We start from the raw sequence: 23,784 nt of genomic DNA on the forward strand, positions 1-23,784 counted from the left end.
AGAGATGTAAGTGACTGACCCTTCAAATAATAATCAATCGGTGCAGTGGCGAATCGCAGCGGGCGAACAGCCCACCGACGATCCCTTGCTAGATTGTTTGGTATTGCTGACCGAACACTATGGCACCCCCTGCTCGGGGGATGCGTTAGTTGCGGGCTTGCCGATGACCAATGCGCTACTCACGCCCGATATGTTTCCACAAGCGGCAGGGCGCGCCGGTTTGGCCGCACGCTTGTCACGTCGCAACCTGGATAACTTAGGGCCGTTATTGCTCCCTTGCGTGTTACTGTTAGCAGACCAAAAAGCCTGTGTGCTGCGTGAGATTGATAATGAGGCAGGTACTGCCCTGATTCAGTTGCCCGAAAATGGCGGCGAGCAAACCATGCGGCTTGAAGCCCTTGAGGCGATGTATGTCGGGTATTGCTTTTTTATTAAGCGCCAGTACCGCGGTGATCAGTCGGTCGATTTACACCTGCACGACAATAAAATCCACTGGTTTTGGCAAACGGTCAAAGACGCTGCGCCTATTTATCGCGATGCGTTGCTCGCCTCGGTGTTGGTGAACCTCTTTGCTTTAGTGTCGCCGCTGTTCGTCATGAACGTCTATGACAAGATCGTTCCTAATTTGGCGTTTGAATCCTTGTGGGTGTTAGCTAGCGGCGCCACCTTGGCCTACTGTTTTGACTTTATTATGCGCAAGTTGCGCTCCTACATGATTGATATGGCCGGGAAGAAAGTCGATATTATTGTTTCGTCTCGATTGTTTGCACGGCTGATGGGTACGCCGCTGGCCAATCGTGGCGGCAGTGTGGGGGCCACGGCCAAACAGTTGGGTGAGTTCGACTCTGTGCGAGACATGCTCACCTCGGCTACGATCACCACCTTGGTTGATTTGCCGTTTGCGGTTTTCTTTATCACGATTATTTATCTAGTCGCGGGCGATCTGGCCATGGTGCCGGTCGTGGCTGGGTTACTGATCTTGGGCTACACCATCTCGGTCCAGCCCAAATTGCGCGCAGCGATTGAAGAGAGTAATAAATACGCATCTGAACGCCATGGTCATCTCATTGAAAGTTTATCGGCGTTGGAAGGCATCAAAGCCAATGGCGCCGAAGGCATCGTGCAGCGCAGTTGGCAGCAAATGACCGCGCACACGGCGAATTGGAACTTTAAAGTCAAACAAATCACCAATAACGTTTCTTACATTGCCACTTTCATCACCCAGATGATGGCGATCGCCGTGGTGATCCTGGGGGTGTATCGGGTGGCGGACGGCGATATCTCCATGGGGGGGATCATCGCGGCAGTGATGCTTTCCAGCCGAGCGGTATCACCCATGGCGCAAATGGCGAGTTTGCTCAACCGTTGGAATCAAACCAGCACCTCGCTGCGCCAACTGAATGCGATGATGGAGCAAGAGGATGAGTTTGCTGATAAAGGGCACCTTGTCAGTCGTAAACGCCTTAAAGGTGAACTCAGTGCCGACAACTTGGCCTTTAATTATCCAGAGACGGAAAAACCGGCGCTTTATCCATTGAATTTTCGCGTTCAGCCGGGTGAAGTAATCGCCATCTTAGGTAAAAATGGCTCGGGTAAAACCACGTTACTCAAACTGTTAGCCGGCCTTTTTCAGCCCAACCAAGGCAGTTTACGGTTTGATGGCGTCGATAGCCGTCAAATCCATCCTTCAGATTTGCGTCGCAACGTGGGCTATTTGGCACAAGATGTGACGCTGTTTCATGGCACTATTCGCGAAAACATTATGTTTGGTACGCGCCAAGTCACTGAGCACCAGCTGATGCGCGCCGTGCAGCTGTCAGGCGTGAGCTTGTTTACCGCGCAAGACCACGAAGGCCTAGATAAACAGGTGGGAGAGCGTGGCGAACGCCTTTCTCGCGGTCAGAGGCAGGCGGTGTCTTTAGCACGGGCGTTGCTTAATGAGCCGCCTGTGCTGGTGATGGATGAACCGACGGCGAGTTTAGACGCACACGCTGAAAACCAATTTATTAAAGCGATGGAAGTCGCAGCCAAATCACGAACACTGGTGATGGTGACCCATAACATGTCACTGCTCAACCTCGCGCAGCGGGTGATTGTGATGGACAAAGGACGCATTGTGATGGATGGTCCGCGCGACAAAGTCCTCAGTAAGCTCAACAAAGGAAATGCGTCATGAGCAAGGTCGTTAAAAAGGCCAGCCAACCCGCTGATCTCGACATGATTGACGATGTTTATGGCGCGATGATGACAGATACCCCGCTCAAGTACCGTGCGGTGGTTTGGGTTGCCTTGCTGTTGATTGCAAGCTTTATTGTATGGGCCGCGGTGGCGGAGCTGGATCGGGTCACTCGGGGCAGTGGTAAAGTCATTCCTCCTTCTCATGTCCAGCTGATCCAAAGCCTAGATGGTGGCATTTTGCAGGCGATGTATGTTGATGAAGGGCAATTGGTTGAAAAAGGAATGCCTCTCGCGCGTATTGATGCCACCCGCTTTCGTTCCGATCTGGCTCAGCAAGAGCAAGAAATTGACAGTTTGCGGGCTTCGGTCACGCGCATGTACAGTGAACTTGATAGTGTCATTCTGCAGCCACCTAGCCAGCCATGGCAGCAACAGATTGAGATTGTGCCGCGTCCCATCAGTTTTCCTGATTCACTCACCAGCCGTAAACCCCAGTTAATTGCACGGCAAAATTCGGAATATCGGAGCCGACTGGACAGTCTGCGTAATCAACTGGAGATTCAGGGACAACAAATCGTTCAGAAACGCCAAGCGTTGGAAGAAGTGGCGTCCAAGATAAAAACGCTGACTAACTCGTTATCGATTATGGATCGTGAGATCAATATCACACGTCCTTTGGTAAAAAAGAAGATTGTCTCAGAAGTGGAGCTTCTCAAACTGGAAAGACAGATCAATGATATGCAGGGTGAGCTGACCAACTTAAGACTGTCGCGGCCTAAAATTAAAGCAGCGTTAGATGAATCTATCTTAAAACGCCGTGAGGCTGCTTTGCAGTTTATTGGTGAGACACGGGCCAAGCTGAGTGAAAGCGAGGCACGGCTGTCTCGACTCACAGAGGCGACCGTCGGGGCACAAGACAAAGTGAACAAAGCCGTGATTACTTCACCTGTCGATGGCACGGTGAAAACGGTGCACATCAACACATTGGGTGGTGTCGTGGGCCCTGGGGAAGATGTGATAGAAATTGTACCCACTGAAGATCAGCTGCTCGTACAAGTGAAGATTTTGCCCAAAGACATTGCATTTTTACATCCTGGGTTACCGGCCGTTGTAAAAGTCACCGCGTATGACTTTACCCGCTATGGCGGGCTAGACGGTAAAGTGGAGCACATTAGTGCCGATACCACGCAGGATGAAGAAGGGAATAGCTTTTACCTCGTGCGAATCAGGACTGAGGCATCGCACTTAACGCGGGATGATGGCACGCCGATGCCGATTATTCCTGGCATGCTGACCTCGGTTGATATTATTACCGGCAAGCGCACGGTGTTGGATTATCTTCTCAATCCTATTTTACGGGCAAAAGAAAACGCACTACGCGAGCGCTAAATAATTACAAACAAGGAGAAACAAGATGCCGACCCTTTCGCATCTGTGTCATAAAACGCGCATAACGGCTATCGCGCTAGCCATGGGTTTGATTTCACCCGTTGCAATATCGCAAACATTGGAGCAAGCGGTGGCTCGCTCACTCGAGTCTCATCCACAAATACGTGAAGCCTTTGCGCGCTATAAAGCGCGTGAGCAATCCATAGACCAAGCCAAAGCCGGTTATTATCCCACACTGGATGCGACCGCTGGTGTGGGGCAGGAGTGGACGGACTCACCAGGCACTCGCCGTGATACCAGCACGGATGATGAAGTAGACCTAACTCGTCGTGAGCTTGGGTTATCATTACGCCAAATGCTTTTTGATGGCTTTCGTACCCAACATGAAGTGGCGCGGACACAAAACGAAGCCACGGCCGAGCAGTGGGGCTTGATTGCCACCGCAGAAGATAAAGCGTTGGAAGTGTCACGCATTTATCTGGATGTGCTCGTAGCTGAAGAGATTGTGATCCTGGCAGAAAAAAACCTAGATAACCACCAGGAAATCTACGATGCGATTGAAGAAAGCAATCAAGGTGGATTTGCCAAAGCCAGCGACTTGTCTCAGGTGACAGGACGCTTGGCGCGTGCGAACGCAAACTTAATGTCGGCGCGCAATAACCTCGCCGATGCGCGTAGTGCTTTTATGAAGGTCGTCGGTATCGCACCTGAGGATTTACACTTACCTAGACCCGACGCCGCGATGTTGCCTCAATCACTGGATGCTACCTTGGATATGGCGTTAGATAACCATCCGCGTTTGCAATCTGCACAAGCAGATATTGCGGCGGCGAATGCAGCCCGTGATGGCTCTCGTGCTGCGTATTTACCGACCATCAACATAGAAGTCGATGCTAATTGGAACGAAAACATTGGTGGCGAAGATGGTGCGGGTCCGCCGGACGTCGGTGGCGAGAATAATAATGTCCAAGCCATGGTACGCATGCGCTATAACTTATTTAATGGTGGTGCCGATCGCGCCCGAGAGCGACAAACGGCTTATCAAACTATCGAGGCACGAGAAATCAATGAGATGACCCATCGCCAAGTGGTTGAAGGGGCCACTTTAGCCTGGAACGCGCGAACCTATCTTGAACAGCAGCGTGACTTTATGCGCCAACATGTCGAAGCCGCTACCGATACCCGAGATGCCTATCGCGAAGAGTTTCGCCTCAATGCGCGGACGCTTTTGGATGTATTGGACTCGCAAAATGAGTTGTTTGAAACACGCCGTGAATACCTAAGTAAAGAAGCCGATGAGCGGTATGCACAATATCGAATATTAAACGCTACCGGGCAATTACTGGCCTCACTAAGAATCGATACGCCTGCAAGCTGGGACACGGCATCGCTGTACAGTGAGGGGAGTGAATAATGAAGCAGTTGAGTTTACTTCTTTTTACCGGGCTCATGATCAGTGGCTGTGCGCCACAGTCGGTTGATCCCATGGAAACGAAGATCACACAAAGCCGTGACCTCACCGATCAAGACAAAGATGGTGTAATTGCCGCGCGCGATCAGTGTAACGCGACGCTTGAACAAGCTCGAGTTAATAATGAAGGATGCCCGCAAGAGCGAATAGAAACCGCATCGTTCGAGCTGAATGTCCAATTTACTACGGATTCGGCCCAGGTTCGTGAGAGTCAGTATGGCGATATCCGTGATCTTGCCGAATTTATGCGCCGTTATCCTAAGGCGTCGGTACTCATTGAAGGTCATGCCAGTAAAGTGGGTGCGGCGAGCTACAATTTAGCATTGTCACAGCGACGCGCAGAGGCGATTGCGGACGTGCTCGTTAATCAGTTTTACCTTGACCGCAGTCGTGTTAGCGCGCAAGGCTTCGGTGAGACACGCCCATTAATCGATGCTGAGACAGACAGAGCCAATGAAACAAATCGTCGAGTGGTCGCGACTGTTTCTGGCGAACACGGCATAACGGAGAAACGATGGACTATTTATTCATCGGAATCAGATTAGCGGCTACGCCAATGGCCACTTCGATAGTCATTGCACGCATCGGCTGGCGAGGCGCGCAATGACACTGCATCAACGTGTGCTTTCGTTTGTTGTCGCCGCCACTGTGGTCACTGTATTGGTGACCACGGCAGTGGTATTTCAGTTGGGCGTGGAGCAACGTAAACAACAGCTGCAACAACAATCAAACTTACTCAGCAAGACGCTGGCTGAAGCGCTGCCCGCGGTACTTGAACAAAGTGATGGACAACGACTCACGCAGTTAGCTTCCCAGTTTATCAGTATGCCCCAAGTGAGTCAGATCACGATCGAGCCCATGCTATCTGGGGAACGCCAAGTATGGGAATCTGACCGCCCGGCAATGCATGTGCCGAATTGGTTTGCGACAGCGACGGGTTTAACGGTGAACACAACCTCCGTCTCGGTGAGCAACGGCTGGACACAGTTAGCGAAGCTGACCATGACGTTCGATCCTCATCAAGACATTGCTGAGTTATGGCAACGACTGGTGCGATTAGTCGGTTGGTTATTGGCTGCGGGTGTGGCCGTTATTGTCGCTGCGTCTTTTATGTTCCGCCGTGTTACCGTCCCTCTGGGGGAGCTCAGTCAGCGACTGACGTCGTTAGGACATGGTGATTTTCATCCGACGCAAGTGGCAACCAGTGTGAGTGATTTATCGGCACTGCAAAACGCCTTTAATCTTGCCGGGCAACAAGTCGCACGGATGCAGCAATCACAACAAGACGAATTGGCACGCTTGCGCGATAAACTCATGGTTGATCCGGTATCACGCTTACCGAACCGTGGCTATTTTCAGCACCAGCTGCAAAGCTTTATCAACGATGAAGTCGGTTGCAGCTTAATTCTGTTAGAGGCGGATTGGTTATCACGTTTACGTGCGCGTTACGGATATCAATACCGGGATCAATGTTGGCGATTACTAGGAGAAGCGTTAACGCAGGAGAGCTTAGCCAGCACGCATCAAGTCGTGGCAAGGTTGAGTCATAATGAAATCGCGATCTTGCTGGTTACCGATGAAGAGAAAGTATTACGGCGTTACTTACGCCAGTTATTACGGGTGATCAATCAAGAGCTAGAGAATATCTCGCTACCGGTCAATCAAGGCTTTCACTTAGGTATTGCGCAAACGCGTACCGACGAGACGATGAGCCTGATGGCGAAAGCGGATAATGCATTACAACACGCGAAGCGCCAAAACGAGGTTTACTTTTGGCCAACGGATGAACAAGTTGATAGCCGGACCCGAGAACAATGGCGGCATATTTTGCTTGATGCGTTGCACAAAAACCCATTAGCGTTTTATGCCCAACCGGTTCGTCATCGTGATAATCAATATAATTGGCATCAAGAGGTGTACGCACACCTTTGGGTGGACGATAGCTGGTTATCTGCGGGTCAGTTGCTCAACCGTATTGAGATGTATGCATTAGGCGAAGAGTTTGATATTCATGTGCTAAATAGGGTGAGTGACTACCTTAATAAAAACCCTCACAGTGACAAGCTTGCGATCAATCTCACCATCGAAAGTGTCCAAAGCCAAACATTCTATGATTGGTTAAGTCACTTTTTACTCAAAACCCATCTCGCCGATAAACTGGCGTTTGAAGTGTCAGAAAAAGCGGTGCATGCTGATCCTGAAGCTTGCAAGGCATTGTTTCGTTTAATCCGTGGTCAAGGCTTTGCCGTTGGGGTTGATCACTTTGGCCGTAATATGGATAACGTCGACTACATCAAAAATATCGAGCCTGATTATGTCAAATTGGATATCGGGTTTGGTCAGCAGTCGAGCGATGTGGATGATGTATTCATTCGCATGCTAGTCAATATTGCGCTGGGACGAGAGATCACTGTCATTGCCACTGGGATTGAACAATCAGAGCAGCACCAGTATTTTCATCAGTTAGGTTGTCAGGGCTATCAAGGCTATATTCTGCCACCGATCAGGTTAGATAGTGGTGAGTAGCCTTAGTTTCAATCGGCTATTTTTTGCATCACCCACGCATCTTCTCGTCGACCGTCGGCACACGCATAATAGTGTTTTCGGCGGCTGACGGGCTTAAAGCCATATTTTTGATACAAGACTTGCGCCGCGATGTTGCTTTCGCGTACCTCCAGCCAGATACTCTCCGCACCGGCTTCATTCAGGCGTTTGATCATCGCCTCAAGTAAAATACTTCCCCATCCTTGCCCTTGATAGGTGGGCTCAATCGCAATGTTCAATAATTCTCCCTCCCCGGCGACACAGCGCGCGTAAAAATACCCAATCAGTAATGCGTGTGGCTGCATTAAATGAAGCCCATACGCGTGGTCAAAACGGCCAGTTGGCGCCGCCAGTTGGGTATCTGACCAGGGTGAACTGTGGGCGCGCTGCTCGATTGCGCTGATGGCTGTGATGTCATCGTGCGCCAGCGGACAAAGATAATAATCAGTCATATTGGCAAATCTGCCGCCACAGATCGCGTTTGGCGGTTGGGTTATCGTGCATCTGCGCTAAGGGAATCGAATCTAAACGTCGTACGCCATCAATAATCACGTCCGGTGTGTCAATATACCAGCACCAGGTTAAGCGATGTTCACCCAGTGCCGACAACGCTGCATGCGGTAATTGACGCGCCTGCTCGGGACGCAATTTCATGCTCTTGAGTATATTGCCGAACAACCACGCATCTTTTTCACTGAGCGGCGTATCACAGACCAGCAATAATTGGCAGGCGTCTGGTAACTGAATAACTTCGTGCGTTTGGTCATAAATGGCTGGATGACGTAACTGCCAGACGTCTAGGCCCATCGCTTGTAAACGTTGAATGTCGGTTAACATCGTTTTGGCATCCGTATTAAGCGGTCGCGGCGGCTAATTGCTTATACCACCAGGTATCGTTGGTCTGTATCGGGGCAAACTCAGCGCGCGCCGCCTCAGCACTAGGCATTATTTTAAGCCGGGTATAGCCAAACTCAAAGAGGGTGGATTCCGCTTCGTCCAAGAGTGGCATTAAAAGGTCGGGGTCTGGGCTGTGCCATAACGCGATTTCTTGGCTGTTGTTATCCATTTGCGCATCAATCACCACAATATGGCCCTGGACCTCTCCCATATCGCTGGTCGCGAGCAACGACAGAGAAATAAGCCCGGCTTCACGCCATTGCTTGAGTTGGTCGGCTTGATAAGGACGCGTGATATCGTCGCGCCACCAACGATCCAGTTTAACCAAGTCGGCGGGCGCTTCTGAGCGAATAAGCATAAGACATACAGCGGTGAGTAAATGTTGTGGTCAGGATAACCGATTCCCGATCCGGTGCAATAGTGACAGTGAGTCTCGCACAGATTGTTACGCAGCTAAATGCATAAATAGCCGCCAAATTGTGTGATTTGGCAACACACTCTCGCTTTTTTGCTGATTTTGAGTGCTTTTTCTCTTTTTACCGATAAATATACGGTATATAGTGAGAAAAGCTTGAACCTATGACGTGTGCCTCATAAAGTGCTACTGACAACAAAGTTAAAAGTGTCTAATATATGAGACGCTTGTCTCGATGATGATATAATCGAGCGTGATTACCCAATGTGAGCCCCCATGCCAATATCGTCGTTAAATGATTGGTTTTACTGCTTAACCGATAACAGTCCGTTCCTTTTTGCCATTCTAGATAGTACCGATCGCTACGTGTATGCTAACCCGCGCTATTGTGAGTTGGCGGGTCTCTCCTCTGTCTCGTTAAAGGGGCTTTGTGATAAAGACACGCTAGGCGAGGCGTTTTATCAAGCGGTAAAACCGCATTATGAGAAAGCAAGACGCGGGGATGGCGCGGAAGGAGAAGTGGTGATTGCGGATGAGTATCATAGCTCAAGCTTTCATTTCAGTGTGGCACCGCTTAAAAACTATAAGGATGAGCAAGGAGAGCCTTGTGTTATTTTCCATGCAGTTGACACCTCGGAGCGTCAAATTTTAGCCAGCGCGCTGGAAGAAGCGGATGAAAAATATCATCGTTTAAGTTCGTTGATCGACGATGGCTGTTGCCTGGTGGAGGACGGTTGTATTCTCTCCGCGAACCCTGCTGCAGCGACCTTGCTAGGGGTGGCATCCGCAGACGACTTGCTCGGTGAGCCGGTGGCGAATTATTTAGCGCTTGCCGATCAAAACCATTCGGTGATAGAGCGCTTAGCGAGTGCCAATGATCGCGAGTGCATTGACGCATTGAGTAGTAAAAAAGGTGTGTCTGTGCACCTTTCTCAGTCGCCGATTCAGGTATTAGGTAAACAAGCCACTATGTTGCGCTTACACGCGCCTTATACAGAGGTGAAGCGGCTGCAACCCGCACAGCACGATGAAATAAGCAAAGTGGGCGAGCCGCAATGGGCCAATATCGATGCCTTAACAGGATTGTATAATCGCTATGGCTTTAGCAGTGAACTGGATAAACTGATCCGTGCGCAGACGCCTTTAGCCATGTTATATCTTGACGTGGATAATTTTAAAAACATCAATGACTCGCTAGGCCACCACGTGGGTGATCGGGTGTTGCAAGATATCGCACAACGTTTACGCGCACTGCTTTCCGCCGACACCATTATTGGTCATTTGGGGGGCGATGAATTTGCGGTGATCCTACCCAAACCTGCCACTGAAGACATGGTCGAGCAGTTAGCTGACAAGGTTGTTGGCGCGATTAGCCAGCCTTTTGAACTGCACTACTTTAGCAAATATTTGGCCTGTTCCCTGGGGATGGTGCGCTACCCTGAAGACGGCAAAGATGCCAGACAATTACTGCAAAATGCCGACACGGCAATGTATGAGGCGAAAGAGCAAGGCCGAAACCGTGTGGTTGAGTATAACGACAGTATGAGCAAAGAAGCGCGTATGCGTCTGTGGCTGGAAATTGAGCTGCAAAAAGCATTGCAAAGCAAAAGCCTAGAAGTCTGGTATCAGCCCAAAGTGAATGCGGGTGATTTTCGTATCAATGGCGCAGAGGCTTTGGTGCGCTGGAAGCATCCAGTGGAAGGTTACATCAGTCCAGGGCGTTTTATCCCTGTGGCTGAGCGCTGCGGCTTGATAGAGGCGCTTGGGCGCCATGTGATGCGGGAAGTGTTTCAAAATGTTCATCGTTGGCGGCAACAAGGATTATTACCGGGCCGGGTCGCGATCAATTTATCGCCTGAGCAATTTAGTAGTCCTAAGTTAATTGAACATATGGAAAAGCTATTAAAAGCAACCGGCGCCAATCCTGAAGATATTACCTTTGAACTTACCGAAAGCGCGGTAATGAGAAATGATGAGCACGCGCTGACCATGTTGAATGCGATTAAATCATTAGGGTTTGCGTTATCGATTGATGATTTCGGGACAGGGTACTCGTCGTTGTCCTATCTCGCGCGCTTTCCGCTTGATGAGCTCAAAATCGATCGCGCCTTTATCCATGAGATGGATGCGCTCAGTAAGCAGGTGACGCTGGTGGAAAGTATTATCCACCTTGGGCGAGCGATGGAGATGACGGTGGTGGCTGAGGGCGTCGAAACTCGCCAGCAAGCATCGGTGTTAACCAACTTACATTGCGACACCATTCAAGGCTATTACTTTCACGCTCCAATGCCGAAGCAAAAGTTTGAACAATTGCTGCATAAAAATAAGCCGCAACGTCAACCGCCACCGCTATTAGCGCCCACCCACCCGTGATGATTATGTGTCAGTGAAAATAAAAAAGAGCAGGAAAACCTAGCTCTTTTTAGTGGTGCATATGGGTCGCAAGCATGGGCTATGGCTGACGGTAAGCCAGGCGGTTGAGTTCAAGTAGCGCGTAACGATGCTCAACAAATTGATAGACATTGCCTGACATGGCGAGCTTATAAAGCGCGACAGCGCGATCGTTATCGCCTTGATATTGGTACCGTTTGGCGAGATAAAAATACGCTTCACACAAGCGCTCTGCTAATTGTTGGTTATCTTTGCCCTGAGCGGCTAATTGTTCAAGCAACTCGCGTTCGCTGATCACCCCCAGATACATGTCTATCAGTTGCCAGCCCCAGCCGGTTGTCTCGGCGTTTGCTTTGCGGGTTAACAATGCTTGTTGAGCTTGGGATTCACCTTGCCAATCGCGCTCCACTAAATAAAGCCAAATCAGGCGATAAGGATCGTCGCGATCTTCTTGGTAGTGATTAAGTAAGTCTTGATAGGCCAGACGATAGCGCCCGCCATAATACAGGGCAATACCGCGGTTACGTTCGGCATAACTATGGTTATCATCAAGCTCTAACGTTGAGTCAAACGCTTCGTAAGCCGCATCGTAATGGCCATTTTGAGTAAAATAGACACCGAGAATATTGAATACATCGGGTTGGTCAGGCTTTAAAGATAAAGATTGGTTGAAATCTAATCGTGCTAAGTCGCGCATGCCAAGATTATCGTGCATTAATCCACGTTCATAATGCAGTTGCGCACGTGCCTCGTTGCTTAAATCCTTTCGTGCGAGTAATTGATCGATGCGTGCCAAGTGGACTTCCTGTTGCAGTGTTGGCTGCAAGGGAACGGCCATCGGTGGGAAGGTCCACTGACTGCTACATCCTGTCAGCAACAATGACGCCATCATCAGCAATAACAGCGCCACATTGGTCAGTGGTTTATAAAAAACGGTCATGAAGGCGCATCTCCGTGTAAAAAAAAGGGGGCCTCAGCCCCCTTTATATCATGAATAACTCGATGACTCTAAGCGTCAGTACTTGGCGCTTGCTCCGCAGGTGCAGCGTCTTCTGAAGGCTTGTCTGAGCCTTTTTCAGATGCGGCCTCTTTCATGCTTAGGCGGATGCGTCCTTGGCGATCAACCTCGAGCACTTTGACGTCCACTTCTTGGCCAACTTCAAGATAATCGGTCACTTTCTCAACACGCTCATCGGCGATTTGAGAAATGTGAACCAGGCCATCTTTACCGCCAATCACAGAGACGAACGCACCGAAATCAACAATGCGCTGGACCTTACCGGTATAGATGCGGCCCACTTCTACTTCGGCGGTAAGCGCTTCGATACGAGAGATCGCATCTTTTGCCGCGTCGCCATCAGTAGCAGCAATTTTTACCGTACCATTGTCGTCGATTTCGATCGTAGTGCCGGTTTCTTCGGTCAGCTGACGGATCACCGCGCCGCCTTTACCAATCACATCACGGATCTTATCAGGATTGATGCTCATGGTATGGATACGAGGGGCAAACTCAGAGATATCATCACGGGCTGAACCAATCGCTTGATCCATGACATCCAAGATGTGCAGACGTGCGCCTTTTGCTTGGTTCAGGGCGATTTGCATGATCTCTTTGGTGATCCCTTCGATTTTAATGTCCATTTGTAGCGCAGTCACACCGTCGTCGGTACCGGCCACTTTAAAGTCCATATCACCGAGGTGATCTTCGTCACCCAAGATGTCCGAAAGAACAACAAACTCGTCGCCTTCTTTCACCAGACCCATGGCAATACCTGCAACGGATTTTTTCACCGGTACACCGGCATCCATCAGCGCAAGCGATGTACCACAGACAGATGCCATGGATGACGAACCGTTAGATTCGGTGATCTCAGACACCACACGCAATGTGTACGGGAAATCGTCCTGGCTTGGCATCACCGCAGCGATACCGCGTTTAGCGAGACGGCCATGGCCAATTTCACGGCGCTTTGGTGAGCCAACAAATCCAGTTTCACCCACACAGTATGGAGGGAAGTTGTAATGCAGCATGAAGCCTTCTTGGCGCTCACCCATGATCGAGTCAATAGTTTGCGCATCACGCTGAGTACCCAAGGTCGCCGTTACCAGCGCTTGCGTTTCACCACGGGTAAACAAGGCACTGCCGTGTGTACGTGGCAATACGCCAGTACGGACATCGAGGGCGCGAACCATGTCTTTTTCACGGCCATCAATGCGCGGTTCGCCGGCGATAATACGACCACGAACCACGGTTTTTTCTAGGTCGCCAAGCATGCCGAGGATTTCACGTTCATTGAGGCTTTCGTCTTCACTCAGCAAAGCGGCAACCACGTCTTGCTTCACCTGGCCAACTTGCTCGTAACGGGCCATTTTTTCAGTGATCTGGTATGCCTGAGCCAATGGACCTTGTGCCATTTCTGCCACACGGGTTTGTAGGGCAGCGTTAACTTCAGGTGCTTTCCAATCCCACTGAGGCGTGCCGACTTCAGCCGCGAACTCTTTAATGGCATTGATAGCGGTTTGCTGTTGCTCGTGACCAAACATCACGGCTTGCAGCATTTGCTCTTCGCTCAAGCGATCAGCTTCTGATTCAACCATCAGTACTGCGCCTTCTGTCCCTGCAACAACCAGGTCCAGCTTACTTTCGTCGAGTTGCGCTGGGCTTGGGTTAAGAACCAACTCGTCGTTGATATAACCTACGCGTGCCGAGCCAATCGGGCCGTTGAATGGGATGCCTGAAATCGCTAGGGCGGCAGAGGTACCCAGCATGGCGACAATGTCAGGGCTAACGGCTGGGTTAACAGACACAACCGTCGCAATGACTTGTACTTCGTTTTTGAACGAATCAGGGAAAAGCGGACGGATTGGGCGGTCAATTAAGCGTGCGGTGAGGGTTTCTGACTCAGATGGACGGCCTTCACGTTTGAAGAAACCACCTGGGATTTTACCTGCTGCGTACGTACGCTCTTGGTAGTTGACGGTCAGAGGGAAAAAGCTTTGGCCTTCGGCGGCTTCTTTTTTACCTACAACAGAGACGAATACCGAGGTATCGTCCATGCTAACCATGACAGCACCATTGGCTTGACGTGCCATCACGCCCGTTTCCAATGTCACAGTATGATTGCCGTATTGGAATGTTTTTACGATTGGATTCACAGATTATTTCCTTGTTGCTGAGGGATAAACCCTTTGATTTATCTCACTAATTGTCGGCTTTCAGCTGTTCACCATCGCGACTAATGAAAGCACGCTGCGCGGATGGTTGATCTTGATGGGCAGTATGCTGTCAATAGTCGCGACCTAATGGTCGACGTTGTTGACTGTTTTACAGCTGAAAGTGGCGCTAATTATACACGTGCTTGGCAGATAACGACACCACGGGGCCGTCAATTGACGACATTTGTGATGGGTTTGGCAAGCAAACTTGACCCTAACGTGTGCAGATAACCGTGCCAAGTCAGATTTGTGAATTGAAGCTGGCTACAAGATCAGCGAAAATACGCCACCTTTGTGATTTACCTCCTCAGTTGGCGCTCGATTGCCGCCTGAATCAAACAAGAAGATAACCTGCTATGTCAAATACACCGCTGCAACAGGAAGTTGATAAACGACGCACCTTTGCGATTATCTCGCACCCGGATGCGGGTAAAACTACCATTACTGAAAAAGTGCTGTTGTTCGGACGTGCGATTCAAACAGCCGGCACGGTCAAAGGGCGCGGCTCTAACCAGCATGCCAAGTCAGATTGGATGGACATGGAAAAAGAGCGTGGGATCTCGGTGACCACCTCGGTGATGCAATTTCCTTACAACGACTGCTTGGTAAACCTGCTTGATACCCCAGGGCACGAGGATTTCTCGGAGGATACCTATCGAACATTGACGGCGGTTGACTCTTGTTTGATGGTCATTGATGCCGCGAAAGGGGTTGAGGACCGGACCCGTAAGCTGATGGAAGTGACTCGCCTTCGTGATACGCCGATCATCACCTTTATGAACAAATTGGATCGAGATATTCGCGATCCGATGGAGCTGCTTGATGAAGTCGAAAGTGAGCTCAATATTGCCTGTGCGCCAGTATCATGGCCAATTGGCTGCGGCAAAGGCTTCCAAGGTGTTTATCACATTCACCGTGATGAAAGCATTCTCTATCAGTCTGGTCAGGGGCATAAAATCCAGGATGCTCGTATCATCAAGGGCTTGGACAACCCTGAGCTGGATGACGCAATTGGCGCTGACATTGCGCAAGATTTGCGTGACGAGCTGGAGTTGGTGATGGGGGCCTCGCATGAATTTGATCGTGAGCTGTTCTTAAGCGGTGAGCTGACGCCGGTATTCTTTGGTACCGCACTGGGTAACTTCGGTGTGGATCATATGCTGGACGGCTTGACCGAGTGGGCGCCTAAGCCGATGGCGCGGTCAACTCATGATCGTGAAGTGAGTGCCGATGAAGATAAATTCTCAGGCTTTGTGTTTAAAATCCAAGCCAATATGGATCCACGTCACCGTGACCGTATTGCCTTTATGCGTATTGTCTCCGGTAAGTATCAGCAGGGAATGAAGCTGCGCCATGTACGTTTAGGCAAACAAATCAATATTTCTGATGCGGTGACCTTTATGGCAGGGGATCGGTCACGGGCTGAAGATGCGTTTGCCGGCGATATTATTGGCCTGCATAACCATGGCACCATTCAGATTGGCGATACCTTTACCCAAGGAGAAGATCTTAAATTTGCCGGGATCCCGAACTTTGCGCCTGAGCTATTCCGTCGCATTCGTCTCAAAGATCCATTGCGTCAAAAGCAACTATTGAAAGGCCTCATTCAGTTATCTGAAGAGGGCGCGGTACAGGTATTCCGCCCGATGCAGTCGAACGATCTAATTGTTGGCGCGGTCGGTGTCCTGCAGTTTGATATGGTGGTGGCGCGCTTGAAAGCCGAGTATAACGTTGACGCACTCTACGAGCCGATCAATGTCGCCACTGCGCGTTGGGTTGAGTGCAAGGATGAGAAGAAGCTGGATGAATTCCAGCGCAAAAATCAAGCTAATCTCGCGCTGGATGGCGGCGATAACCTGACCTATATCGCGCCGACGATGGTCAACCTCAACCTGACGCAAGAGCGTTTTCCAGACATTGATCTCAGAGCCACCCGTGAGCACTAAGTGATTTTGGCTTATGTCAAAGACATCGCAGTGAGGTAGGCAGAGCGTCTTGCCCCACTGTGAATGAGGGGTAAACCTTCTATAATGCCGTCTATATAGACGGCATTCTACTCTCGAGAGGACAGCGATGATGAAGGTGGTTTTGGCGGTTAAAGCATGATTGATACCCATTGTCACTTCGATTTTTCCCCTTTTAATCAGGCGCCGGATCAATACTGGCAAGCGGCGCGTGAGGTGGGCGTCACGCGCATGGTGGTACCGAGTGTCAATGAACAAAACTGGCCGGCGGTATTAGCGCTGACGGAACGTTTTGCTGAGATGTATGCTGGCTTGGGGTTACATCCATGTTTTCTCGATACGCACACAGACAACAGCCTCGCCGCATTAGAAGACGCGTTGGTATCACGGCCATTGTCCTGCGTGGCGGTCGGCGAAGCCGGTCTGGATTATTGTGTCGCGCACACTCCAGAGATGAAGCAGCGCCAGCACGCCTTACTTGATGGTCAGTTATGGCTTGCTCGCCGTTATGACTTACCCATTATTTTGCATAGCCGTCAATCTCATAACGACTTGCTGCGTCTGGTGAAAGCGTATCCTGGCGTCCGCGGTGTGCTGCATGCGTTTAGCGGTAGCGAGCAACAAGGCAAACAATTTATTGATGCTGGGCTAATGCTCGGCGTGGGGGGCACCGTCACCTATGAGCGGGCGAATAAAACGCGTCAAGCTATCGCGCGCTTACCGCTCAACCATTTGCTCTTGGAAACCGATGCTCCTGACATGCCGCTTGCGGGATATCAAGGAAAACCCAACACACCCGCCCAGGTATCTCGGGTGGTCGATGTGGTCACCGCGTTAAAAAGCTGTGATAGAGATCACCTGGTGGCTGAAACATCAGGCAATGCTGAAAGAATGTTTGGCTTTCACTAAGCGCGAACGTGCGTGAGACAAACGTTTGCGGTTGCATAAGCTCACAAAACTAGATCAAAGTCATACTTATTGATGCATTGCAAAATAGTTTTACAGCGAACTGTGATTGGAATATTACTTTAATGTGACTGCTCTGCGTATAATCCCTCCCCGGAAGCCAAATTCCACTCTGTCGAGACGCCAACTTTTTACTTTGAGGATGCCAATACTATGAGCCTGCTGATGAGCGTAATCGGGATGGTTGTACTGCTAGGAATAGCTGTTCTCCTTTCTGATAATCGCAAAGCCATTAACCTCCGTACCGTGGGTGGCGCATTTGCTATCCAACTCTTTTTCGGTGCTTTCGTACTGTATGTCGACGTAGGTCGTGACATTCTTTACGGCGCATCACAATACGTTGCCAACGTCATCGCATATGGTGACGAAGGGATCAGCTTCATCTTTGGTGGACTGGTTTCTGACAAAATGTTTGAACTGTTCGGCGGTGGCGGTTTCGTCTTCGCACTGAAAGTTCTGCCTGTTATCGTATTCTTCTCATCACTGATCAGTGTGCTTTACTACCTGGGTATTATGCAGGTTGTGATTAACGTACTCGGTGGTGGTTTGCAAAAAGCCTTGGGGACCTCGCGTGCCGAATCCATGTCTGCGACTGCGAACATCTTCGTGGGTCAAACAGAAGCGCCACTCGTGATTCGTCCCTTTGTCCCGCGCATGACCCAATCAGAGCTGTTTGCCGTGATGTGTGGTGGTCTTGCCTCTGTCGCCGGTGGTGTATTGGCCGGTTATGCGTCAATGGGTGTACCGCTTGAGTACTTGATTGCCGCTTCATTTATGGCGGCGCCTGGTGGTCTGTTGTTTGCTAAAATCATCAAGCCAGAAACTGAAGAGCCAGTTGAACAAATGGCCGATGCCACCGCAGAAGGCGTTGAAAAGCCAGCTAACGTCATCGATGCCGCTGCTGGTGGTGCCTCTTCAGGTATGCAACTGGCCCTGAACGTGGGTGCAATGCTACTTGCCTTTATCGGTTTGATTGCTCTTATCAACGGTATGCTAGGTGGTATCGGCGGTTGGTTTGGTTATCCAGACATTACGCTTGAGCTGATCCTGGGTTACTTGTTTGCCCCATTTGCGTTCCTTATCGGTGTGCCATGGGAGGAAGCAGTGGTTGCCGGCTCTTTCATCGGTCAGAAGATCGTCGTCAACGAATTTGTCGCTTACCTCAACTTCACCCAATATCTTGGCGATAACGCACAAGTTGTTGCGGCAACGGGTGTTGAGATGACGGAGAAAACCAAAGCGATTATCTCATTCGCATTGTGTGGTTTTGCTAACTTGTCATCGGTGGCCATTTTGCTTGGCGGTCTCGGTGGTCTGGCGCCTAGCCGTCGTCCAGAGATTGCACGCTTTGGTGTCAAAGCGGTGGTTGCTGGTACCTTGTCTAACCTGATGGCGGCAACAATTGCGGGTCTATTTGTGACGCTAACCATGGCTGGTTAATCGTTTACGCGCGAAAAAATCGTGCCACATAGAACGCCACACAGTGAATCTGTGTGGCGTTTTTTTATAGGGTGTATACTCAGGGAGTATCCGATAAATAAAGTGAAGCTGGTTAACAAAATAAGGAAAAACGATGCAGGAAGTGCTCCTTGCGGTAGTCGCCGGGTTTTTAGTCGGTGTTTTGTTTAGTGCGATCAAGTTACCTATCCCCGCGCCACCGGTTTTGTCGGGCGTGATGGGGATTGTTGGTGTCTACTTAGGTGGGATCGGCTACCAGTGGATTATCGAACGGTTTTTCAGCTAACCCGTATTGATTCTGCCAAGCAACACTGTATTTTCCAACAGAAACGGTAAAAACTAGTTTTGCCGAAACGGCGTTGGTAAAATAAGTGAAGGCCGTCAAAGTTTGGTGGCGCCACAATCTTTATTTTCCTCTTATGGTTAGCAACAAAGGTGTGGCTAGCCCCAATCGAAAACGTCCAATGGTAGAACTGCGAACACAAATGTGTTTGCACGCGGCAACAAGGATGGTTGGTTGAAGGCGGCGCAAGGTCCAGCCTCAAACTTCATGGAGCCAAGTCCGCTGAGCAGCAACCGGCTACAAGTGACGGTTGCCAACACAGTGGCCAACCCAATACCTGTTTGGCAAAAGAATGAGGACTGGAGATATCCAATGAACGAATTACATACCGCGGCCCTACGCGCACTCAAATTAATGGATCTGACCACGCTGAATGATGATGACACCGATGAAAAAGTGATCACCCTGTGTCAGAACGCGAAAACGGCTGTTGGTAATACGGCTGCTGTCTGCATTTATCCGCGCTTTATTCCGATTGCGAAAAAAACATTACGCGAACAAGGCACGCCAGATGTCCGTATCGCGACCGTGACTAATTTCCCCCATGGCAATGATGACATTGATATTGCGGTAGCAGAAACTAAAGCTGCCGTTGCCTATGGCGCCGATGAAGTGGACGTTGTTTTTCCATACCGTGCGCTGATTGCTGGTGACGAAAGTACTGGCGCTGAGCTGGTGAAACAGTGTAAAGCGGCATGTGGTGACAAGGTGTTGCTTAAAGTGATCATCGAAACCGGTGAACTTAAAACTGAGGCGTTGATCAAGCGCGCCTCGGAGATTGCCATTGAGGCGGGGGCCGACTTTATCAAAACCTCTACCGGTAAAGTGGCTGTCAATGCCACGCCTGAAGCGGCTGAGATCATGCTGAATGTAATCAAAGACAAAGGCGTTGCAGCACGTGTTGGCTTTAAGCYAGCCGGTGGCGTGCGCACCGCAGAAGATGCGCAGCAATACCTGGCTATGGCCGATCGCATTCTCGGCGACCAATGGGCCGATAACCGCCACTATCGTTTTGGCGCATCTAGCTTGTTGGCGAACTTACTCCACACCTTGGGTGAAGGCGAAAAAGCGGCTGAAGGTGGCTATTAAGTAAGTTGCCACTCACCCAAACGGTAGGGCGAGCGAGGATCGTGTACTCGGTCGCTCACGTATTGTGCTGGTAAGGAGGATGCATGATCTTACCTCAGGAAATTATTCGTAAGAAGCGCGACAACATCGCGTTAAGCAAAGAAGAAATTTATTCGTTCATCCAGGGTGTTGCGAATGACTCGGTGTCGGAAGGCCAAATTGCTGCATTTGCGATGGCGATTTACTTCAATGATATGACCATGGATGAACGTGTGGCTCTGACCTGTGCGATGCGCGATTCCGGTATGACCATCGATTGGTCACACATGCATTTTGATGGCCCAATCGTGGATAAGCACTCGACAGGGGGCGTTGGTGATGTGACCTCGTTAATGCTGGGCCCAATGGTGGCGGCATGCGGCGGTTATGTGCCGATGATTTCAGGTCGTGGCTTAGGCCATACCGGCGGCACACTTGATAAACTGGAGTCTATTCCCGGTTATAACATCATGCCAAGCAACCAGGTGTTTGGTGATGTCACACGTGATGCTGGCGTAGCGATCATTGGCCAAACTGGCTCTTTGGCACCGGCCGATAAACGTGTGTATGCCACCCGAGATGTCACCGCCACCGTCGATAATATCTCATTGATCACGGCGTCAATCTTGTCGAAAAAGCTCGCGGCAGGTCTCGATGCTTTGGTTATGGATGTCAAAGTAGGATCGGGGGCGTTTATGCCCACGTATCAAGATTCAGAGGCGCTGGCGAAATCGATTGTGGGCGTGGCCAATGGCGCCGGCACCAAAACCAGTGCGTTGCTCACTGATATGAACCAAGTGTTGGCATCGTCGGCGGGAAATGCATTGGAAGTGAAAGAAGCGGTCGACTTTTTGACCGGTCGTTACCGCAACCCTCGCCTGTACAATGTGACCATGGCACTGTGTGCGGATATGCTGGTGGTGAGCGGACTAGCGTCAGATGTGACGCAAGCGAAACAAAAATTGGATCACGCATTGGATAGCGGTCGTGCTGCCGAGTGTTTTGCCAAAATGGTCGCAGGCCTAGGGGGTCCCTCTGACTTTGTCGAGTCGCCGGATCAATACCTGGCCAAAGCGTCAGTCATTAAGCCTGTCTATGCCGACCGTGCTGGAACGGTCAACGCGATGGATACGCGGGGATTGGGCATGGCTATTATAGAAATAGGTGGCGGCCGTCGGGTTGCCAGCGATAAAATTGATTATGCCGTTGGGTTGAACGAAATGATTCGTCTGGGGCAAAACGTGGATGAGCAAACACCGCTCGCCATGCTCCACGCTCAAACTGAAGAGCAATGGCAACAAGCGGCCAATGCGGTGCGAACCGCAGTAAAAGTAGCTGATGAGGCACCCAATTCTACGCCGGACGTATATCGTCGTATCAGCTTACAAGACGTCTAATGGAGGCGATCATGAAACGCGCAATTGTATTAGTTTTAGACTCATTTGGTATTGGCGCCACTGAAGACGCCGTAAAATTTGGTGACCAAGGCGCTAACACCCTTGGCCACATCGCACAAGCGTGCGCAAAAGGTGAAGCCGACAACGCCGATCGCAAAGGTCCACTGTCTTTGCCTAACATGACCAAACTTGGACTCGGCAAAGCCTGTGAAGAATCATCAGATTATTTCCCTGAAGGACTGGATCCTCACGCCGAGATCATTGGTGCTTATGCGCATGCCAAAGAGCTGTCGTCAGGGAAAGATACCCCATCTGGCCACTGGGAAATTGCCGGTGTGCCTGTCTTGTTTGAGTGGGGGTATTTTTCTGATTTGACCAATAGCTTCCCAGAAGTACTGCTTGACCGCATTGTTGAGCGTGCAGGGCTACCGGGTTATATCGGTAACTGCCATGCATCGGGAACGCAGGTGCTCGACGATCTTGGTGAAGAGCACATGAAAACCGGGAAACCGATCTTCTATACCTCGGCAGACTCTGTGTTCCAGATTGCCTGCCACGAAGACACCTTTGGGCTAGACAATCTGTATGACCTTTGCCAGATCGTGCGTGAAGAGCTGGAAGACTACAACATTGGCCGTGTGATTGCGCGCCCGTTTGTTGGTCCAGGTAAAGGCCAGTTCGAGCGTACCGGTAACCGCCGTGATTTATCGGTTGAGCCACCGTCAGCCACCGTACTGCAAAAAATTGTCGATGAGAAAGGCGGTGATGTCATTTCTATTGGTAAGATTGCTGATATTTATGCTCACTGCGGGATCACCAAGAAAATCAAAGCAACTGGCCTTGAAGCGCTGTTTGATGCCACTAAAGATGCGATCAAAGAAGCGGGCGACAATAGCTTAGTCTTCACTAACTTTGTCGACTTTGATTCCGCGTATGGTCACCGTCGTAATGTTGCCGGCTATGCAGCTGCACTCGAGTATTTCGACCGCCGCTTGCCTGAAATTATGGCGATGTTGGAAGACGATGATGTGCTGCTACTGACTGCAGACCACGGCTGTGATCCAACCTGGCCAGGTACGGATCATACTCGTGAGCACATCCCGGCATTGGTCTATGGTAAAAAAGTGCCAGCTGGCTCGCTAGGTCGCCGCGAAACATTTGCGGATATTGGCCAATCGTTGGCACAGTATTTTGATACCTCACCAATGGATTACGGCAAGTCATTCTTGTAATCGTCTCCGAGTGATCGCAATAAAAAGAGATGGCAGCATGCCATCTCTTTTTTTGTTGCCTATCTCTAACTGATTAGATTGCCGACACTATGATGGCGTTACCAAGGCAGTATGCGTGATCGGTTGTCGCGCCGTAGTAGCATGGCCATCAATAGCGCGCCGAGAAACAGCGCCAGTCCCAGTAGGGCACGAAGCTCAGTAATGGTCGATTGGATCTGTTGTTTGGCATGATCAATCACCGATTGGTGTTCAAGCGTGAGGCGTAAAAAGCCGATAATATCGCCATCACGGCTAATGGGCGTCATTAATTGCTGTCGTCCTTGGCTTTCGAGTCCAAGCGGCGTGGTGAGGCCCACGGCGGTTTCAAGCGGCAACGCATGGGTAGAGCGGACAACGGGGCGCCCGTTAAGTTGATAAAAGCTGGCATCGCGAATCAAAGGCTCGGTCGCTAGCTGGTCGGCGAGGGTTTGCAGTGGCTGGTAATTTTTGTCGACCAATGCATCATAGGCTTGCGCGCCGATTTGACGTGTCATTAACTGGGCGAGCTGATCGGTTTGCTGATAAAGCGCTTGATACTGGCGTTGGCTTAAGGTCGTACTATAGAGCATTAACGCCGCAATGGCACTGAATGCACTGATCAGAATCCCCCACCGAGTGGTTCGCCGTAGCGCTTTGCGCGAAATTGAAAACATACCTACCTCAAAGCCGTGTTGACGGCGTAATTAGCACTGGAGCTGAGTACACTTTTTATGGTATCACAGCCTCATCTCGATTGTTTTATTGACGAGGCTCTGCTTGAGAGCTGAAAAGGAAAAT

Annotated in this window: 19 protein-coding genes; 13 read left to right on the forward strand and 6 right to left on the reverse strand. The window is 50.3% G+C overall.

Translation table 11 applies throughout. The annotated features are described in order from the left end of the window. Positions 1-10 precede the first annotated feature (10 nt). Genes BZG76_RS14000 through BZG76_RS14020 form a run of 5 tightly spaced genes read left to right on the forward strand, consistent with a single transcriptional unit; the run spans position 11 to position 7,564 of the window. Entirely contained in the window at positions 11-2,176 is a 2,166-nt protein-coding gene (locus tag BZG76_RS14000; RefSeq protein ID WP_077461811.1) for a type I secretion system permease/ATPase, read from the forward strand. Continuing rightward, the gene (locus BZG76_RS14005) at positions 2,173-3,567 is read left to right on the forward strand and encodes an HlyD family type I secretion periplasmic adaptor subunit (protein WP_077461812.1); all 1,395 of its coding nucleotides are present in this window, start codon (positions 2,173-2,175) and stop codon (positions 3,565-3,567) included. Before BZG76_RS14000 ends, BZG76_RS14005 begins: the two co-directional genes overlap by 4 nt. Before the next feature lie 25 nt (positions 3,568-3,592). After that, positions 3,593-4,981, forward strand: a complete 1,389-nt coding sequence (locus tag BZG76_RS14010; protein ID WP_077461813.1) for a TolC family outer membrane protein — start codon at positions 3,593-3,595, stop codon at positions 4,979-4,981. Beyond that, positions 4,981-5,583 (forward strand): OmpA family protein, encoded by a 603-nt coding sequence (locus BZG76_RS14015; protein ID WP_077461814.1) that lies wholly within the window; start codon positions 4,981-4,983, stop codon positions 5,581-5,583. Before BZG76_RS14010 ends, BZG76_RS14015 begins: the two co-directional genes overlap by 1 nt. Before the next feature lie 58 nt (positions 5,584-5,641). Beyond that, complete coding sequence (locus BZG76_RS14020; protein WP_077461815.1) at positions 5,642-7,564, forward strand: bifunctional diguanylate cyclase/phosphodiesterase; 1,923 nt, start codon at positions 5,642-5,644, stop codon at positions 7,562-7,564. An 8-nt stretch (positions 7,565-7,572) separates the two neighbouring features. Here the strand turns inward: BZG76_RS14020 and rimI are convergent, their stop codons facing one another. Genes rimI through BZG76_RS14035 form a run of 3 tightly spaced genes read right to left on the reverse strand, consistent with a single transcriptional unit; the run spans position 7,573 to position 8,837 of the window. Next, complete coding sequence (rimI, locus tag BZG76_RS14025) at positions 7,573-8,034, reverse strand: ribosomal protein S18-alanine N-acetyltransferase (RefSeq protein ID WP_077461816.1); 462 nt, start codon at positions 8,032-8,034, stop codon at positions 7,573-7,575. Continuing rightward, a complete protein-coding gene (locus tag BZG76_RS14030; RefSeq protein ID WP_021023633.1) occupies positions 8,027-8,419 on the reverse strand; it encodes a DNA polymerase III subunit psi in 393 nt (130 codons plus the stop codon). The genes rimI and BZG76_RS14030 overlap by 8 nt, the downstream gene beginning before the upstream one ends. A 16-nt stretch (positions 8,420-8,435) precedes the next feature. Next, on the reverse strand, positions 8,436-8,837 hold the full coding sequence (locus BZG76_RS14035) for a hypothetical protein (RefSeq protein WP_021023634.1): 402 nt from the start codon (positions 8,835-8,837) through the stop codon (positions 8,436-8,438). Positions 8,838-9,170: 333 nt separating this feature from the next. Between BZG76_RS14035 and BZG76_RS14040 the strand changes: the two genes are divergently transcribed. Beyond that, on the forward strand, positions 9,171-11,267 hold the full coding sequence (locus tag BZG76_RS14040) for a sensor domain-containing protein (protein ID WP_077461817.1): 2,097 nt from the start codon (positions 9,171-9,173) through the stop codon (positions 11,265-11,267). 79 nt (positions 11,268-11,346) lie between these two features. Here the strand turns inward: BZG76_RS14040 and nlpI are convergent, their stop codons facing one another. Together nlpI and pnp are read right to left on the reverse strand one after the other, a co-directional pair. Continuing rightward, positions 11,347-12,225 (reverse strand): lipoprotein NlpI, encoded by an 879-nt coding sequence (gene nlpI / locus BZG76_RS14045; protein ID WP_077461818.1) that lies wholly within the window; start codon positions 12,223-12,225, stop codon positions 11,347-11,349. Positions 12,226-12,293: 68 nt separating this feature from the next. Continuing rightward, a complete protein-coding gene (gene pnp / locus BZG76_RS14050; RefSeq protein ID WP_077461819.1) occupies positions 12,294-14,441 on the reverse strand; it encodes a polyribonucleotide nucleotidyltransferase in 2,148 nt (715 codons plus the stop codon). A 416-nt stretch (positions 14,442-14,857) separates the two neighbouring features. Between pnp and prfC the strand changes: the two genes are divergently transcribed. From prfC to deoB, 7 genes are all read left to right on the forward strand, one after another. Beyond that, positions 14,858-16,447, forward strand: coding sequence for a peptide chain release factor 3 (gene prfC, locus BZG76_RS14055; protein ID WP_021023638.1), 1,590 nt, complete (start codon positions 14,858-14,860; stop codon positions 16,445-16,447). Between the two features lie 156 nt (positions 16,448-16,603). Then, positions 16,604-17,374, forward strand: a complete 771-nt coding sequence (locus BZG76_RS14060; protein ID WP_077461820.1) for a TatD family hydrolase — start codon at positions 16,604-16,606, stop codon at positions 17,372-17,374. A 210-nt stretch (positions 17,375-17,584) separates the two neighbouring features. Next, positions 17,585-18,871, forward strand: coding sequence for a NupC/NupG family nucleoside CNT transporter (locus BZG76_RS14065; RefSeq protein ID WP_077461821.1), 1,287 nt, complete (start codon positions 17,585-17,587; stop codon positions 18,869-18,871). A gap of 133 nt (positions 18,872-19,004) precedes the next feature. Next, positions 19,005-19,175 (forward strand): XapX domain-containing protein, encoded by a 171-nt coding sequence (locus BZG76_RS14070; RefSeq protein ID WP_021023640.1) that lies wholly within the window; start codon positions 19,005-19,007, stop codon positions 19,173-19,175. A 369-nt stretch (positions 19,176-19,544) separates the two neighbouring features. Further along, on the forward strand, positions 19,545-20,321 hold the full coding sequence (gene deoC / locus BZG76_RS14075) for a deoxyribose-phosphate aldolase (RefSeq protein ID WP_077461822.1): 777 nt from the start codon (positions 19,545-19,547) through the stop codon (positions 20,319-20,321). 83 nt (positions 20,322-20,404) lie between these two features. Then, on the forward strand, positions 20,405-21,736 hold the full coding sequence (gene deoA / locus BZG76_RS14080) for a thymidine phosphorylase (protein ID WP_077461823.1): 1,332 nt from the start codon (positions 20,405-20,407) through the stop codon (positions 21,734-21,736). 11 nt (positions 21,737-21,747) lie between these two features. Continuing rightward, on the forward strand, positions 21,748-22,968 hold the full coding sequence (gene deoB / locus BZG76_RS14085; RefSeq protein ID WP_021023643.1) for a phosphopentomutase: 1,221 nt from the start codon (positions 21,748-21,750) through the stop codon (positions 22,966-22,968). A 98-nt stretch (positions 22,969-23,066) separates the two neighbouring features. On the opposite strand, the gene BZG76_RS14090 is transcribed toward deoB, so the two are convergent. Continuing rightward, positions 23,067-23,660, reverse strand: a complete 594-nt coding sequence (locus tag BZG76_RS14090) for an AhpA/YtjB family protein (RefSeq protein WP_077461824.1) — start codon at positions 23,658-23,660, stop codon at positions 23,067-23,069. Positions 23,661-23,784: the final 124 nt, after the last annotated feature.

Origin of the sequence: Salinivibrio sp. AR647 (genome assembly GCF_001995415.1) — a bacterium.
Classification (GTDB): Bacteria; Pseudomonadota; Gammaproteobacteria; order Enterobacterales; family Vibrionaceae; genus Salinivibrio; species Salinivibrio costicola.